Here is a 15,912-nt window from a genome sequence, read left to right as displayed (position 1 = left end):
GTAGGCGACAGGATTAAAAGTTATTAAACGCAGTAAATTTATATCAAAAAGGCATATCAAGTTCTGATTAGTAATAGGAAGAAAGAAGCACGGGCTGCGCCCTGCGAGGGTGGCACAAGTGCCTGCTAGGTTCTAGGGCTATAAAAGCGAACGTCGCAGTTTAGCTCCCATAGCAGGCCGAAGGCCGTCCTAGTAGTGAACCTGCGAACGTCCTAGCAAGGAGCTCGTGACCGTCCTAGAAGATGACGAAGTCATCGCCCTTCTCAGCCTTTACCCTAGCAAGGAGTTTAAACAGCCCTCGAAGCTGACGTAGTCGACTCTCTTTCTTTAACCGTAAGTGAGGCACCAACGTTCCGTCATCCGTCATCGCAGTGGTCCTCTTCGCTTTACTATTCTGCCAGTCGAGGTAAAATCTCCACTCTAGAGACATTCGTTAGCAAAGAACGGTTTGCCCTACCTATTTCTATGTTGAGTTTTGCATTAATGATCGAGGTGTGATGAAAGGTATTATTTTGGCGGGAGGGAGCGGTACTCGCTTGTACCCGTTATCTATGGCGGTTAGCAAACAGTTGCTACCTATCTATGATAAACCGATGATTTACTATCCCATTGCCACACTCATGAGTGCAGGCATTAGGGACATCTTGATCATTACGACACCCATTGATCTGCATAATTTTAAAACTTTACTTAGTGATGGCAGCGAATGGGGAATTTCGATTGAATACCAGATTCAACCATCTCCAGATGGATTAGCCCAGGCTTTTTTATTGGGAGAAACCTTTATTGGCGATCAGAGCGTTGCGCTTATCTTGGGAGACAACTTATTTTATGGCCACGATTTAATAAAATCACTTAAGCGTGCAGCAACGCAAGTAAGCGGTGCAACCGTGTTTGGTTACCATGTCTCAAACCCAAGTGATTACGGCGTGGTTGAATTTGATAGTGCAGGAAATGCAGTTTCACTCGAAGAAAAACCCTTAATCCCCAAATCTAACTATGCCGTTCCAGGGATTTACTTCTTCGATAATAACGTCATTAAGTTCGCCAAAAATGTCACTCCATCTGCTCGTGGTGAATTAGAAATTATTGAAGTCATTGGTCAATACCTAACAGCGGGCACTTTGAATGTTGAGATCATGGGCAGGGGCACGGCATGGTTAGATACAGGCACCTATGACCATTTACTACAGGCTGGTCAATTTATTGAAACCATAGAAAAACGCCAAGGTCTTAAGGTCAATTGCCCCGAAGAGATGGCTTACCGAATGGGTTACATCAATGACACTCAGTTACTTGCATTGGCTGAACCTCTGCGAAAAAGCGGTTACGGTGAATATTTGATTAATATTTTATCTCAGAGAGTTTTTTCGTGAAGGTTAGTTCCACACCGATTAACGATGTTAAAATACTCGAACCACAAGTGTTCGGTGATAAACGTGGCTATTTTTGGGAAACATTTCGTGATGATTGGTTTAGAGAACATGTCGCTGATGTGAGCTTTGTGCAAGAAAACCAAAGTCTGTCGAGCCGTGGCACATTACGAGGTATGCACTGCCAGACTCAGCAACCCCAAGGTAAGCTCGTAAGAGTGATATCTGGCGAGGTATTTGATGTCGTCATCGATCTTAGACGCCCTAGCCCTAGTTTTGGCAAGTGCTTTACAATTCAACTATCAGCTAAAAACGGTCTTCAATTATGGGTGCCTCCCGGTTTTGCACACGGCTTTTATGTTACATCATCTTCTGCCGAGCTTGTTTACAAGTGCACTGATTACTACGCACCACAATTTGAGCAAAGCGTATTATGGAGCGATACAGACTTAGCCATAAACTGGCCTATAAACGATAAAGAAACCCTTAAATTGTCTGAAAAAGATCGTAATGGGGTGATGTTCAAAGATGCTATATTTTTTTAGTTAGCAAGAGCAGGACGGGCTTTGCCCTGCGAGGACGTGACTTCGTCACAGCGAGAGCGTCGCTATGCTCCTTCTAGGATCTATACGATCAAAAAACAATCGCCAAACGTATCTTTTTGTAGGTCGGCATTTATGCCGTCAGGTTTGGATGTACGATATACGTTTTTGATGGGCTAAAGCCCAACCTACAGGTAAGCGCAGCATTCGCTCGTCCGCCCCTCGCAGTGAGCCTGCGAACGTCCTAGAAAGGAGCTTGCGACTGATCTCGAAGCTAACATAGTCAACGCTCAGTATTTATTTAATTAGGAAAGAGATGAGTAAAACAATTTTGGTAACCGGTGGAGCTGGGTTTATTGGCTCAGCTTTGGTGCGTTACCTGATTAATGAGACTGATAATGTCGTTATTAATCTAGATAAACTGACTTACGCGGGAAACTTACTCTCTCTAAAGAGTATCGAAAACTCGATACGTTATCACTTTATCCACGGTGATATTTGCGATCAAATCTTACTTAAACGAATCTTAGACGAGTATCAACCCGACTTGATTATGCATTTAGCCGCAGAAAGTCATGTCGACCGCTCAATTGATGCGCCTAATGAGTTTATACAAACCAATATTATTGGCACTTATACCTTACTAGAAACGGCACGGGGTTATTACGCTAAGCTCACCGGTAACAAACGCAATCAGTTTCGTTTTCATCATGTATCTACCGATGAAGTGTATGGCGATCTTGGCGCCACAGGACTTTTTACGGAACAAACTCGTTATGCTCCAAGTTCCCCCTACTCTGCCAGTAAAGCAGCATCCGATCATTTGGTGAGAGCATGGGGACGAACCTATCAGCTCCCAGTCGTGTTAAGCCACAGTTCTAATAACTACGGTCCATATCAATTCCCTGAAAAACTAATTCCTTTAATCATTAACAATGCCTTAGCGGGTCAAATTTTGCCGCTTTATGGTAATGGTCAGCAGATCAGAGATTGGTTATTTGTCGACGATCACGCTCGTGCACTATATAAAGTGGCTACAGAAGGTAAGGTTGGAGAAAGTTATAATATTGGTGGGGTTAATGAGAAGAGTAATATTGACGTGGTTAGCGCTATTTGCGAGTTACTTGAGGAGTTAGCCCCAACTAACCCTAATGCCCATCAAGGAAAAGGCGAAGGTTTTGGTTTTAAAAGGTTAATCACCTACGTGACTGATAGACCAGGTCATGATGTACGTTATGCTATCGATGCTAATAAAATAGCCACAGAACTTGAATGGAAACCGTTGGAGACGTTTGAATCAGGCCTCAGAAAAACAGTTATTTGGTATCTCGATAACCTTATCAATAAGCCAAGAGCTTAACATGATCTCGGATAACGTTAATAAACTTGCCGACAAGGTTAAAGTGCTCATTATCGGAAAACATGGACAACTGGCTCGTAGTTTGGTCGATACTGCTCCCCACAATATAGAGCTGCTATCACTCGCACGCAGCGGAATTAACCTGCTCGATTTGTCTAATATCGAAAAGGCCGTCGCAAGGTTCAAGCCAAATACAGTGATTAACGCGTCTGGTTATACCGATGTAGAAAGCGCTGAATCTGATGCTACAAGTGCCTTTTCTGTCAATGAAACGGCTGTAGAAAATATTGCGACTGTTACCTCTAAGAATAATATCAGACTGATTCATATCTCGAGCGACTTTGTATTTGATGGTACTAGCAAAGTACCCTATTCAACTAATGACAAGCCCAATCCACTGTCGATTTATGGCGCATCGAAACTCGCCGGTGAACGAGCTCTCACTCGATTACAACCGAATAACTCGTCAGTTATACGAACCTCTTGGCTCTATTCTCCCTATGGTAATAACTTTGTCAAAACCATGCTTAACTTGATGTCAACAAAGGAGCACTTAAATGTGGTGAGCGATCAAATAGGCTGCCCTACCAACGCTAACAAGCTCGCTCTTTTTATATGGCAGTTAACAACATTAGATACCATATATCCCTTCTATCACTGGAGTGACTTGGGCAGTACCTCTTGGTATGAGTTTGCTATTGAGATTCAAAATATAGGGGTAAACCTTGGTTTGTTAACTCGCAAAATACCCATTAACTCAATTAAATCCTTTGAATATCCAAGCAACGTCAAACGACCGAAATACAGTGTGTTAGATACCAGCAATTCACAATCGATATTAGCAGCCAAAGATTGGCGAGAAGAGCTTGCTGAATTTTTGAAGAAGCTCAAAGAGCGCTGACTACGTCAGCTTCGAGAACAGTCGTAAACTTCTTGCTAGGAGGTTTGCAAGCTCACTGCGAGAGCGGCCTCCAGCCTGCTATAAAATCTAAAGCAAAGAAGAACGCTGCTCTTATCTCTTGATGGTATAGATTCTAGAAGGAGCATAGCGACGCTCTAGCCATGACGAAGTCACGTCCTAGAAGGCCATTGGCCGCTCTCGAAGCCAACTTGTTGGCGTTCTAGAAGCCCGCCCTTCTGTATAATACAAACCTGACGGCATAAATGCCGACCTACAATAGAAAAGGCATGAACGTATATTCAAATCGCTGGCGGCGTTCCTCACTTGACTGTATAGATTCTAGCAGGAGCATAGCGACGCTCTCGCCGTGACGAAGTCACACCCTAGCAGGGCGTAGCCCGCTCTTATCTGCTTGCCCTTTCTTTTATCCACAAAACAATATGATATACTTAGCTCAGTGCCAAACATTAGAAATTACATGACAATGTTTAATTTAGATAAAGCCTTATTGATAAAATCAATACAAGCCAAGCTTCCAAGTGTAAAGCTAATCTACTTATTTGGATCCTTTGCTAGTGGAGATCAACACTCAAAGAGTGATCTTGACATAGCCATATTACCGGTTAAGAGTTTAGATAATCTAAACCGCTGGCAACTTGCTCAAACCTTGGCCTGTGAATTAGATATTGACGTCGATTTAATTGATTTAACCACCGCATCAACCGTATTGTGCCAACAAGTGATCACTCAGGGTCAATTGTTATGGGGTGATAGCTATGACGATGATCTCTTTGCCGTAAAAACCATGTCAATGTATCAACACCTACAAGCAGAAAGAGCCTTAATTCTCACAGATTTAATGGCGAAACAAACAAAAGATAAAGAGCCTATCCATGAATGACATTCTTATCAATAAGATTGCCACAATCAAACGTTGCCTTAAACGTATTAAAGATGTTTATGATGATGGGGTGGAATTTAAGCAAAATTTTACTCAACAAGATAGCGTAGTACTCAATTTACAACGCGCTTGTGAGGCCTGTATTGATATAGCCAACCACTTGAATCGTCAACATCAATATGGAATACCACAAAGCAGTCGAGATAGCTTTACCCTATTAGCACAAAACAGTGCTATGCCTGTTGAACTTGCTGAAAACCTTAAAAAGATGGTGGGATTAAGAAATATCGCCGTTCATGATTACCAAGAGCTAAACCTAGATATTGTTATTCACGTAGTGAAACATCGTTTAAGTGATTTTGAAGATTTTATTGAAGTCGTTAAATAGAGGGAGAACATAGAGACGAATGCTGCGCTTACGGATAACGGAACGTTCGTACTTCTCTGACGATAAAATACAAGCTGGACCCTACCCCTCTCTGTCTCCCCTGTAGGTTGGGCTTTAGCCCATCACCCCATACAAACACAACAAACAAGAGCGACGGCATAAATGCCGACCTACAATAGAACAAAGCTTGCCTGTATGTTCTTCTCAGCTTATAACCCGTAAGCGAAGCGTTCCGTAAGGCCGCAGGCCATTCCGTCAACCGTTATCTGTAGCCGTTTACGGCGTTCGTCTTTTTAGCAGCGAAGCGCCCTAGAACCTAGCAGGCACTTGTGCCGTCCTCGCAGGGCGAAGCCCGCCCTTCTTAGCCCACCCTGTATTATGAGCATATTGCACTAATTCAGATAACGCCCCAACAGCGCAATGATCCCGGGTCCCAATACGAGATGCCATAGCTAACCATTAATCACTACTAAAGATTATGGATGCCACCGTTACTTTTACACAGTTAGCCAGCCAAGTGATTACCTAGTTTCTTTTCCTCACACCATGGTCTACACTAAGTTACATATTTAGTAACTTAGTGTAGACCGATGACTAAGGTAGAAAAACTAATTTCAGCTATGGCTGAATCAAGTAAATTTGGTAAAGGCGTATTCAGCAAGGCTGAACTCGCCTACCTTCTCAATGTCGAACAAACACCCAGTTTTAACAAATTCCTGCACGACTGTGTTAAAAAATGCGTCATTAATCGCATCGCAAATGGTCTTTTTGAAAGCACAATCACCCCTCCAAATCCCCGAACGGCAATATATGAAATCGCCCGTAAATTAAGAGTTGGCTACCTAAGTTATGTCAGTTTAGAGAGTGAATTATCACGTACTGGAGAGATATCGCAAATCGTTATGGATCGCCTGACCCTAATGACTAGGGGGCGAAGTGGGACATTTAAAACTCGCTACGGAGTGGTTGAGTTTACACATACTAAGCACAAAGCATCACAGCTTGAGAATGACCTATTCTTCGACGAAGAGGTGAAAATGTATCGAGCTATGCCTCATCGAGCGTTAGCCGATTTGAAAAGCTGTAAACGAAACCTACAAATGATAAATCACTAACAGGGCACTCAAAACTATGCTTAAACAAAAAATAGACGAAATTCTAAAACGTAACCCTGAGTTAGCACCCGTTGTTGAAGTGATCGAAAAAGAGATACTTCATCATGACATTTTACATGTCATGACAGAACACGGGGCACTACAAAGACTCACCTTCATTGGCGGTACGTCACTACGTCTTTGTTACAACAGTTCTCGGTTATCTGAAGACTTAGACTTTAATGGTGGTCATGATTTTAAGCCATCAATGTTTGATGGGCTTGAGGATGAAATACAAAGCTTTCTGCAAAAAAAATATGAAATACCTGTATACGTTAATAAACCCAGCTCAGACAAGCAAGGGAATACGTCATCGTGGAGAATCAGCATCGAGAAAGAACCAAACCGTGCTGATCTACCCAGACAGAAAATGCACATTGATGTTTGTGCTTTACCCTCTTTCGATTTGACAAATCGAACGCCTATCAATCACTATGGAATCGACACACCAACTGAAGGAATGCTGATTCGCTGCCAAACAATGGACGAGATTTTAGCTGATAAATACATTGCTTTAGCGTACAGGGCAAGGCGAATTAAGCCCCGTGATATATGGGATATTGTGTGGCTAAGTCAAAGAGGCATTGAGATCAATAACCAGTTAATCAACAACAAACTAGAAGCCCGCAACAAAGAACGTGATGACTTTTTGATTGCGCTGGGCAGGCAATTAAAAAACCTAACTGAAGATGATGCAGTTAAGGCAGAGTTTAACAGCGAGATGAGTCGATTTGTACCTCAAACATTGCAAGCCAAAACGCTTAATGTACCTGAGTACTGGGACTATGTGAGAGAAACAATTAGTGACATAGGTAAGAGAGTTTCACAACCAAACTCACCAACAAACAAATTTGATATGAGCCTTTAGCTTTATCTTAGGTAACTGTCTCATTTAGCGATCTGCCTACCCAGTAAAGTCCTAAATATTATGGATGGCACAGTTAATTCAACGGATAAAAAAGAGCGCGGACTACGTCAGCTTCGAGAGCAGTCGCAAGCTCCTTGCTAGAATCCTAGGACGGGCTGCGCCCTGCTATAAAATCTAAAGCAAAGAAGAACGCTACGCTGACGGATAACGGAACGTTCGTACCTCTCTGACGATAAAATACAAGCTGGACCCTACCCCTCTCTGTCTCCCCTGTAAGTTGGGCTTTAGCCCATCAACAGCGTATGTCACACATCCTAACCGAATATTCAAAGTCACTTGCAGCATTCGCCTTTATAGCAGCGAAGCGCCCTAGAATCTAGCAGGCACTTGTGCCGTCCTCGCAGGGCGAAGCCCACCCTTCTCAGCATTTAACCCGTAAGCAAGTCGTTCCGTACGGCCGCTGGCCATTCCGTCATCCGTAGCCACTTGTGGCTTTCGCTTTTATAGAAGCGAAGCGCCCTAGAACCTAGCAGGCACTTGTGCCGTCCTCGCAGGGCAAAGCCCGCCCTTCTGTATAATACTAACCTGACGGCATAAATGCCGACCTACAATAGAACAAAGCTTACGGGTATCTTCTTATCCGCTTTATCCGTAAGCGCAGCGTTCCGTGCGGCCGTAGGCCATTCCGTCAATCATCTAACTAACGCTCAAAAAATAATAAAAAAAACGGCTCCTTACAAAAAGAAGCCGTTAAGTCAGAATAACTGGTGATTAAGAAACTAAAGAAACTACCTTTTCTCTTTGTACACTGTCGACGCTTTGTTGCTCATTCTTCACTTTCCAAACTAGATCACAGATCCCATCTGTAGGATTAAACCCTGTTGGGGTTTTTAACAGAATCTCGCGAATCAGTTCATGGTTAAACTCATGACATGCCATATCCAGTTTACTCAAAATAACTTCTAACTCCGCCCATGAAAGGTGGGCTTCGTTGGCCGTCATAATTCGTTCATGCTCCGTACCGGTAACATCATCACCGATAAGCAGTTCTTCGTATAACTTCTCGCCAGGGCGAAGACCAGTAAACTCGATTGGAATATCACCATCTGGATTAAGCGTGTCTTGTACTTCAAAGCCACTTAGGCGGATCATTTTCGCTGCTAAATCAACAATTTTAACTGATTCGCCCATATCCAAAACAAATACATCACCACCCTTCCCCATCGCTCCTGCCTGTATCACCAGTTGTGAGGCTTCAGGTATTGTCATAAAGAAACGAGTAATTTCTGGATGAGTTACCGTTACTGGTCCACCAGATGCAATTTGTTTTCTAAACAGCGGAACAACAGATCCAGATGACCCCAATACATTGCCAAATCGGACCATACAGAAACGTGTAGAGTGTGTTTCTTTCGCCAGAGCTTGAAGAGATAACTCAGCCATGCGTTTCGTTGTCCCCATCACGTTGGTTGGCCTAACCGCTTTATCTGTCGAGATAAGAACAAAGGTTTCGACTTTAGCAGCTATGGCAGCGCGTGCTGTATACATAGTACCAAACACATTGTTACGAACGCCTTCAACTACATTGTGCTCAACGAGAGGAACATGCTTGTAGGCTGCAGCGTGATACACAGTTTGAACACCAAACGCTTCCATCACTGCTTGAACACGATTCTCACGTTGTACTGAACCCAACATAGGGTAGATATCTATCTCGATACCATTCTCTTTAGCTGTTGCTGTTAACTCTTTCTCAATGGAATATAAACCAAACTCAGAAAGTTCAAACAGAACAAGCTTACTGGGTCTTTGTTTTAATATTTGACGACATAGCTCTGAACCAATAGAGCCGCCAGCCCCAGTGACCAAAACCACTTTCTCAAAAATATTATCTTTCAGGAGATCTTCTCTAGGAGAAACAGCATCACGGCCCAAGAGCTCATCAATCTCAACCTCTTTAATATCGCTGTAAAGCTTATTTCCACTAACAAGATCTGCCATTGCAGGCAACGTTAACACTTGAACAGCCAAGGGCTCTAATGACAGTAATATCTCTTTTCGTCGTTGGCGGGAGGCACTCGGTATCGCAAGCAACACCTTAGTTGCCTGCTTTTGCCTAATAAGCTTGCGCATTATTGAGGGGGAATGAACATGAACGCCTTGAATAACACTACCGTGGGTCGTCACATCATCATCTACAAAAGCAAAAGGATAATATTCATGACTTTGAACTAAAGCGGTGACAAGCTGCCTACCGCTAACACCTGCACCGTAAATAATAACAGGCTCTCCTTCTCGCTTCATACCTGAACCAACAACCGCCCTTATAACACCTCTAGAACCACCAATTAAAACCAAAGAAAAAGCGGCAAAAATAACCGGAACAGTACGTGGTATGCCTAAATTAGCAAAATAGGAGATAAAAACTAAGCTAATGGTCGATATCAGCACCCCAAACAAAATTGCGGTTAACGCCTGTAGGCCTAAATACCTAAGTACCGCTCTATATAAGCCCAATTTCATAAAAGCAAGTATACTGACCGGCCAAACCATCGCGATCAACATCCAATAACCAGTATTGCCAATTGAACTGACTGAATCAGTACGTACAATAATTGCCAACCAAAATGAAACCAGTAGACACACAGTATCAATCCCAATACTGACTAATCGTTTATTGGTTCGATTTAAAGAAAATAATACCTGAAAAAAATCCATTTTTTGCTCCAGAATGGGAAGACTAGACATGTTACAGCAACTCAAAATAGTGGTGATAGAATGCAATGGAATTGATTTTAGCACATCTAAATGTTTCTTGACTCCAGGTAAGCAATGATTACGTCAATTTAAATGATATAAACAACAAAATGTTGTCAGGCAACAAAGATAACAGAGACCCCTGTAGGTTGGGCTTTAGCCCATCAATAGCCCATATAGTGCATACAAATCTGACGGCATAAATGCCGACCTACAATAGCAAAAGGCTTAACCGTATATCCTTCTCAGCTAAACCGTAAGCGCAGCGTTCCGTGCAGCCGCAGGCCATTCCGTCAACTGTAGCCACTTGTGGCTTTCGCTTTTATAGAAGCGAAGCGCCCTAGAACCTAGCAGGCACTTGTGCCGTCCTCGCAGGGCAAAGCCCGCCCTTCTGTATAATACAAACCTGACGGCATAAATGCCGACCTACAAAAGAGAAGGCATGAACGTAATTCAAATCGCCGGCCCTGTGAGCAAAGCGTTCTGTGCAGCCGCAGGCTATTCCGTTAGCCGTAGCCGTTTACGGCGTTCCGCCTTTATAGAAGCGAAGCGCCCTAGCACCTAGCAGGCACTTGTGCCGTCCTCGCAGGGCGAAGCCCGCCCTTCTTTGCTCTTATCACTTGACTATATAGATTCTAGAAGTCGCTTGCGACGCTCTAGCCGTGACAAAGTCACGCCCTAGCAGCAGCTCGCAGCGCTCTTAGCTCAGCCGATCAATGTCTTCAAGTTTTGACGAAACTCTGCACCAAACTTCTCGTTCCGCAGTCCATACTCGACAAATGCGGTCATATAACCAAGCTTGTCACCACAGTCATGGGACTTACCTGTCATATGGAAGGCTTCGACAGTATCTGATGCTATCAACATATCGATAGCATCGGTTAATTGGATCTCATCACCTGCGCCTGCTGGCGTTTTAGCAAGCAAGTCCCAAATTTTTTCAGATAATACGTAACGACCAACTACGGCTAAATTAGATGGTGCCTCATGAATAGCAGGCTTCTCAACCATGGCATTAATCTTAGATGAATCACCAGGCGCAATATCCGCTCCATTACAATCTGCAATACCGTATTTATTAACATCTTCCATTGGTACTGGTGCAACCATGATCTGGCTAGATTGAGTAGAGTTGTAACGCCCTATCATGGCCGCCAAGTTTTCACTTGTTTGATCTGCAGTGTATTCATCAAGAATTACGTCGGGCAAAACAACGGCAAACGGATTATTGCCAATACAAGGTTTTGCGCAAAGTACAGCATGCCCTAACCCTTTAGCTTCCCCCTGACGCACATGCATTATGGTTACATCTTTAGGACAGATCGCTTGAACTTCTTCAAGCAACTGGCGCTTTACCCGCTTCTCAAGCGTAGATTCAAGTTCATAAGAGGTATCAAAATGGTTTTCGATGGCATTCTTACTAGCATGAGTGACCAGTACGATCTCTTTAACACCCGCTTTTACACACTCATCAACAATATATTGAATTAATGGTTTATCAACCAAAGGTAACATCTCTTTAGGAATAGCTTTTGTAGCAGGCAACATGCGTGTACCTAAACCTGCAACCGGAATAACAACTTTCATAAACGGTCCAAAAATGTGTAATAATATTAAGTAAGTTTTGACTTTTAGCTATCGACAAAGAATATTGAATAAACGATAAAAGGTAACTTAAATTCAAAGAATAAACTAAAAGTAAAACGAAAGAAAAAGCTTGGTGAGTCAGTTGATCTGGTCTAAATGCATTATTGAGACGAAAGACCAACGGATATTGCAATGAAATCAATACACTAAGCGATAGATTCAAATGGATAGACCGAAATAGTCTACTTGACTGCATCACCTGAACCACTACCTGTAACAGTCATCAAAATATACTTAAAGTAGTTTTTGATGTTAAGTGTATCAATCATCTGCTTATCCGTTTCTGCTAGAAGCTTTGGAGTAGACATATCAATATTTTGCACTTGTGCTAACCCGGTAACACCAGGTAGAACATCATAAACACCTAGCGCATCACGCTCTTTAATTAATTCTTCTTGGTTAAATAAATTTGGGCGGGGGCCAACTAAGCTCATCTCACCTTTAACCACATTAATTAGTTGCGGCAATTCATCAATCTTAGTTTTGCGTAGAAAGTTACCCATTTTTGTAATCGATGCATTACTCGCTAAGTGACTAGCTACAGATTTCGTATCTACAGACATAGTGCGAAATTTAATTAATTTAAATGTTTTTTTATTTTTACCCACACGAGTTTGAATAAAAATAGGTGAACCTGTATCAAACATACCAATAATTGTGACTACCAGTAAAACAGGCCATAAAAATAATAAACCGAAGAACGCAGCAAAAAAATCTAATACACGAATCATTTTATTTTCTCAGAAAGTGAAGCCATTGCTTGCTCCATGGAGTAAGGAGGACTCCAGCCCAAAACGTCATGAGCATTAGAGGAATCAACCTGTAAGTTACCTAGTAGTTGTTCCGCCATTGCCGATTTACCTACTAATTTACTACCCAAGCGCATCAAACTCACTGGTATAGGTATTTGTATTAATGATTTATTTAATCCCTTCGCAATAGCATTTGTAAACGTTTTAATTGAAACAGATTGTCCATCCGATGCTAAAAATGTATGCCCTGCTGCATCAGGATGTTTTGCACACGTCAGTAATAAATCGGTAAGATTTTGAACTGCAATAAAATCACGTTTATTATTTGTTAATTCAAACGGTAAGAACGGCATTTTTTTAACTAGCTTGGTAAGTGAACCAAAATTGCCAGGTGCATTAAGGCCATAAACTAATGTAGGCCGAACAATCACAACTTCAAGGCCAACTTTATCCGCCAATTGATTTAGTTCGAATTCTGCATCATATTTTGATCGAGTCTGAGACGAAGCTTCTTCTTGGTTAAAGCTAATCTGCGCACCAATTGTAGCGGTACTAACAAACACAAATCGTTTCACACCGGCTTTTGCTGCTTCCTGAGCAAATCTGATTGTACCATGGGTATTAGTATTAAAAATCACAGCTTTATCGCAACTTTTGTTATGAGCAATGCCCGCTAAGTGAATAACTGTATCTATGTTGTCAAAAGCCCCATCCCAAATAGTATGCTTATCAATATTGTCCACGAAAAAACTATCATATTCATTCAGTTTATTCCTTCGAGTGATACAGCGGTGAATTAGACTATTTTGATCTTGCTCTAAAAGGCACTGACCAATAAAACCATCCGCCCCTGAAAGTAAAATTTTCATATCTTAACTCTTTCTATTTGAGTTTCCAAAAGAGTTTCTAATTTGGCAACTAACCGTGCTTTGTTAAAATGTATTTCAGCAAAAGCTTTACCATTCGCGCCTAACTTCCTTCGTCTTTCTTGAGACATTGACATCATAGACAAAATGTTTTCATAAAGTTGTTGATGCCCACTGGCAGAGCAAGCAAGGCCACAATCTGCAATTTCGACCAATTTCTTACCTTCCCCATCTAACATGGATAGAATTGGTAGCGACGCCAACATATAAGATTGAATTTTTCCCGGAATAGTTCTCTCAAAAATATCATTTGGTTTGAGTGATACAAGCGCAATATCAGCCTCCTCATAAAATACTGGCATATGTTCTAAGGCGTGTTGACCATGCAAAATGAAGTACTCGTCAAGTTGAAAATCCTCAATCTGACTCTTTAACCAAATTAACTTCCTACCACTACCCACAATTGAAAATTGAACTCTAGAGCGACTTTCTTTTAGTAACTTGGCACACTCAATAATTGACTCAAAGTCTTGAGCATCACCAACATTTCCCGCGAACATAATTGTTATAACAGAGGAAGGCTGATCAACCTTTTTTGCTTCTATCTTAAATTGGTCTTCCGCCCAATTAGGAAATAACTCTAATTGCGCTTTACCACTACGGCGTCTAACTGCATCCAAATAAGATTCGGATTGGCCGAGAATAACATCACAATGCCCATATATCCATGATACCAATTTTCCCACTACGCTTAATACTCGCTTAGACTTAACAACACCAACAGCCTCTAGAGATTCAGGCCAGAGATCTAGCGACCACATTACCAGAGGAATACCTTTAAGCTTCTTCAAAACGATTGCTGGTATTGCAGCAGTAACAGGGCTCAATTGACAAACCAATATAATATCAAAATCTTGCTTTCGAAGCTTATAAGCTCCGTAGATGCTTCCAGAAAAAATAAAGGATATGTAGTTCAAAAGCAGATTTTTACCTCCACTTTTTCTTGGTAACATTGGCACCCGCACAACAGGGATATCATGATAAAAGTCAAAAGAACGGGGAGAATTTACATAATCGTCGAAAAACTCACCCCAAGGGTAGTTAGGTTTACCAGTAACTACAGTAAGCTCATGCCCATTATCTTTTAGCGCTAAGCATAAGTCGTTTATTCTAAAATTTTCTGGCCAAAAATATTGGCTAACAACAAGAATTCTCACTATGACTCCAAGTAAAAAATGGGCTTAATAGCCCATACTTTCTAATACTCTTTCCAAACTACACGTTTAACATAGTCCGTATAGGAGTGAATAATTCTCACCATTTTATCTGACACATTTGGCATACTGTAATCATATACAGGACGAAGGAGACGCTCAACACCACTTGGTTGAGATTCTAATACCTGCAATGCCTGCATAACACGCTCCGCTCCAAGGCCAACCATCATTACCGAAGCTTCTTCCATACCTTCTGGGCGCTCATGAGCTTCTCGCAAATTTAATGCAGGAAAATTCATAATTGAAGATTCTTCATTAATGGTTCCACTGTCAGACAAAACTACCTTGGCATTTTTCTGTAAATGGTTGTAATCATGAAAACCTAACGGTTTAAGTAATTGAATATTCTTATGGAACTCAATTCCTTGAGATTCAATGCGATTACGAGTACGAGGATGCGTTGATACAATCACAGGAAGATCATAATGTGCTGCAACCATATTTAACGTTTCGGCTAACTTTGCAAGTTGCTTTGGTGAATCAACATTTTCTTCACGGTGGGCACTTACTACAAAAAACTTGCCTTTCTCTAGTTCTAAACGAGTAATCACATCAGATGCATCAATCTGAGGCATATAATGATTCAACACCTCAAACATTGGGCTACCCGTTTTAATGACTCTATCTGCCGGTAAACCTTCAGCCAGTAAATAGTCACGAGCAATTGAACTATAGGTTAAATTAATATCTGCAGTGTGATCCACTATGCGTCGATTGGTTTCCTCGGGTACTCGCTGATCAAAACAACGATTTCCGGCTTCCATGTGGAAAATAGGTACTTTACGGCGTTTGGCTGGGATAACGGAAAGGCACGAATTGGTATCACCTAGCACTAACATTGCATCAGGTTGTATTTCTTCCAACGCTTGGTCTACCTTGATAATAACTTGACCAATTGTTTCTGCGGCATTCTTACCCGCAGCGTCTAAGAAATAATCTGGTTTACGCACACCAAGATCATTAAAAAACACTTCATTTAGTTCAAAATCGTAATTTTGTCCCGTATGAACTAAAACATGATCACAATGTGCATCTAATTTTGCTAATACACGAGATAAACGGATAATTTCAGGGCGAGTACCCACCACTGACATTACTTTTAATTTTTTCATTCTTTTTATCTACC

Annotated in this window: 15 protein-coding genes; 8 read left to right on the top strand and 7 right to left on the bottom strand. The window is 41.8% G+C overall.

Annotation, left to right across the window (positions count from 1 at the left end; all coding sequences use genetic code 11):
• Window positions 1-235: 235 nt before the first annotated feature.
• Complete coding sequence (locus FN961_RS26145; RefSeq protein ID WP_268241148.1) at window positions 236-367, bottom strand: hypothetical protein; 132 nt, start codon at window positions 365-367, stop codon at window positions 236-238.
• A gap of 130 nt (window positions 368-497) precedes the next feature.
• On the opposite strand from FN961_RS26145, the gene rfbA reads away from it, so the two are divergent.
• From rfbA to FN961_RS04300, 8 genes are all read left to right on the top strand, one after another.
• A complete protein-coding gene (rfbA, locus tag FN961_RS04335) occupies window positions 498-1,376 on the top strand; it encodes a glucose-1-phosphate thymidylyltransferase RfbA (protein ID WP_185972725.1) in 879 nt (292 codons plus the stop codon).
• On the top strand, window positions 1,373-1,918 hold the full coding sequence (rfbC, locus tag FN961_RS04330) for a dTDP-4-dehydrorhamnose 3,5-epimerase (RefSeq protein WP_143563315.1): 546 nt from the start codon (window positions 1,373-1,375) through the stop codon (window positions 1,916-1,918). The genes rfbA and rfbC overlap by 4 nt, the downstream gene beginning before the upstream one ends.
• A gap of 313 nt (window positions 1,919-2,231) precedes the next feature.
• The gene (gene rfbB / locus FN961_RS04325; protein WP_143563314.1) at window positions 2,232-3,275 is read left to right on the top strand and encodes a dTDP-glucose 4,6-dehydratase; all 1,044 of its coding nucleotides are present in this window, start codon (window positions 2,232-2,234) and stop codon (window positions 3,273-3,275) included.
• Window positions 3,208-4,176 (top strand): dTDP-4-dehydrorhamnose reductase, encoded by a 969-nt coding sequence (gene rfbD, locus FN961_RS04320; RefSeq protein WP_244950666.1) that lies wholly within the window; start codon window positions 3,208-3,210, stop codon window positions 4,174-4,176. The genes rfbB and rfbD overlap by 68 nt, the downstream gene beginning before the upstream one ends.
• 478 nt (window positions 4,177-4,654) lie before the next feature.
• Entirely contained in the window at window positions 4,655-5,077 is a 423-nt protein-coding gene (gene mntA / locus FN961_RS04315) for a type VII toxin-antitoxin system MntA family adenylyltransferase antitoxin (RefSeq protein WP_185972720.1), read from the top strand.
• Window positions 5,070-5,465 carry a type VII toxin-antitoxin system HepT family RNase toxin gene (hepT, locus tag FN961_RS04310; RefSeq protein WP_143563313.1) on the top strand — a complete coding sequence of 132 codons (396 nt, stop codon included), beginning with the start codon at window positions 5,070-5,072 and terminating at the stop codon, window positions 5,463-5,465. Before mntA ends, hepT begins: the two co-directional genes overlap by 8 nt.
• Before the next feature lie 590 nt (window positions 5,466-6,055).
• A complete protein-coding gene (gene abiEi / locus FN961_RS04305) occupies window positions 6,056-6,580 on the top strand; it encodes a type IV toxin-antitoxin system AbiEi family antitoxin (protein ID WP_143563312.1) in 525 nt (174 codons plus the stop codon).
• 16 nt (window positions 6,581-6,596) lie between these two features.
• Window positions 6,597-7,487, top strand: coding sequence for a nucleotidyl transferase AbiEii/AbiGii toxin family protein (locus FN961_RS04300; RefSeq protein ID WP_143563311.1), 891 nt, complete (start codon window positions 6,597-6,599; stop codon window positions 7,485-7,487).
• A 771-nt stretch (window positions 7,488-8,258) separates the two neighbouring features.
• Here the strand turns inward: FN961_RS04300 and FN961_RS04295 are convergent.
• The 6 genes from FN961_RS04295 to wecB form a co-directional block, all read right to left on the bottom strand.
• Window positions 8,259-10,205 (bottom strand): nucleoside-diphosphate sugar epimerase/dehydratase, encoded by a 1,947-nt coding sequence (locus FN961_RS04295; RefSeq protein WP_143563310.1) that lies wholly within the window; start codon window positions 10,203-10,205, stop codon window positions 8,259-8,261.
• 744 nt (window positions 10,206-10,949) lie between these two features.
• The gene (gene galU / locus FN961_RS04290) at window positions 10,950-11,831 is read right to left on the bottom strand and encodes a UTP--glucose-1-phosphate uridylyltransferase GalU (protein WP_143563309.1); all 882 of its coding nucleotides are present in this window, start codon (window positions 11,829-11,831) and stop codon (window positions 10,950-10,952) included.
• A 242-nt stretch (window positions 11,832-12,073) separates the two neighbouring features.
• Complete coding sequence (locus FN961_RS04285) at window positions 12,074-12,622, bottom strand: sugar transferase (protein ID WP_143563308.1); 549 nt, start codon at window positions 12,620-12,622, stop codon at window positions 12,074-12,076.
• Window positions 12,619-13,512, bottom strand: a complete 894-nt coding sequence (locus FN961_RS04280) for an NAD-dependent epimerase/dehydratase family protein (protein WP_143563307.1) — start codon at window positions 13,510-13,512, stop codon at window positions 12,619-12,621. Before FN961_RS04280 ends, FN961_RS04285 begins: the two co-directional genes overlap by 4 nt.
• Complete coding sequence (locus tag FN961_RS04275) at window positions 13,509-14,726, bottom strand: glycosyltransferase family 4 protein (RefSeq protein ID WP_143563306.1); 1,218 nt, start codon at window positions 14,724-14,726, stop codon at window positions 13,509-13,511. The genes FN961_RS04280 and FN961_RS04275 overlap by 4 nt, the downstream gene beginning before the upstream one ends.
• A 41-nt stretch (window positions 14,727-14,767) precedes the next feature.
• Window positions 14,768-15,898, bottom strand: a complete 1,131-nt coding sequence (gene wecB / locus FN961_RS04270; protein WP_143563305.1) for a non-hydrolyzing UDP-N-acetylglucosamine 2-epimerase — start codon at window positions 15,896-15,898, stop codon at window positions 14,768-14,770.
• Between the last annotated feature and the right edge of the window lie 14 nt (window positions 15,899-15,912).

It is taken from the genome of Shewanella hanedai (assembly GCF_007197645.1).
Taxonomy (GTDB): domain Bacteria; phylum Pseudomonadota; class Gammaproteobacteria; order Enterobacterales; family Shewanellaceae; genus Shewanella; species Shewanella hanedai.
The sequence above is the reverse complement of the archived record's forward strand: the minus strand, read 5'-3'. Positions and strand labels throughout refer to the sequence as shown.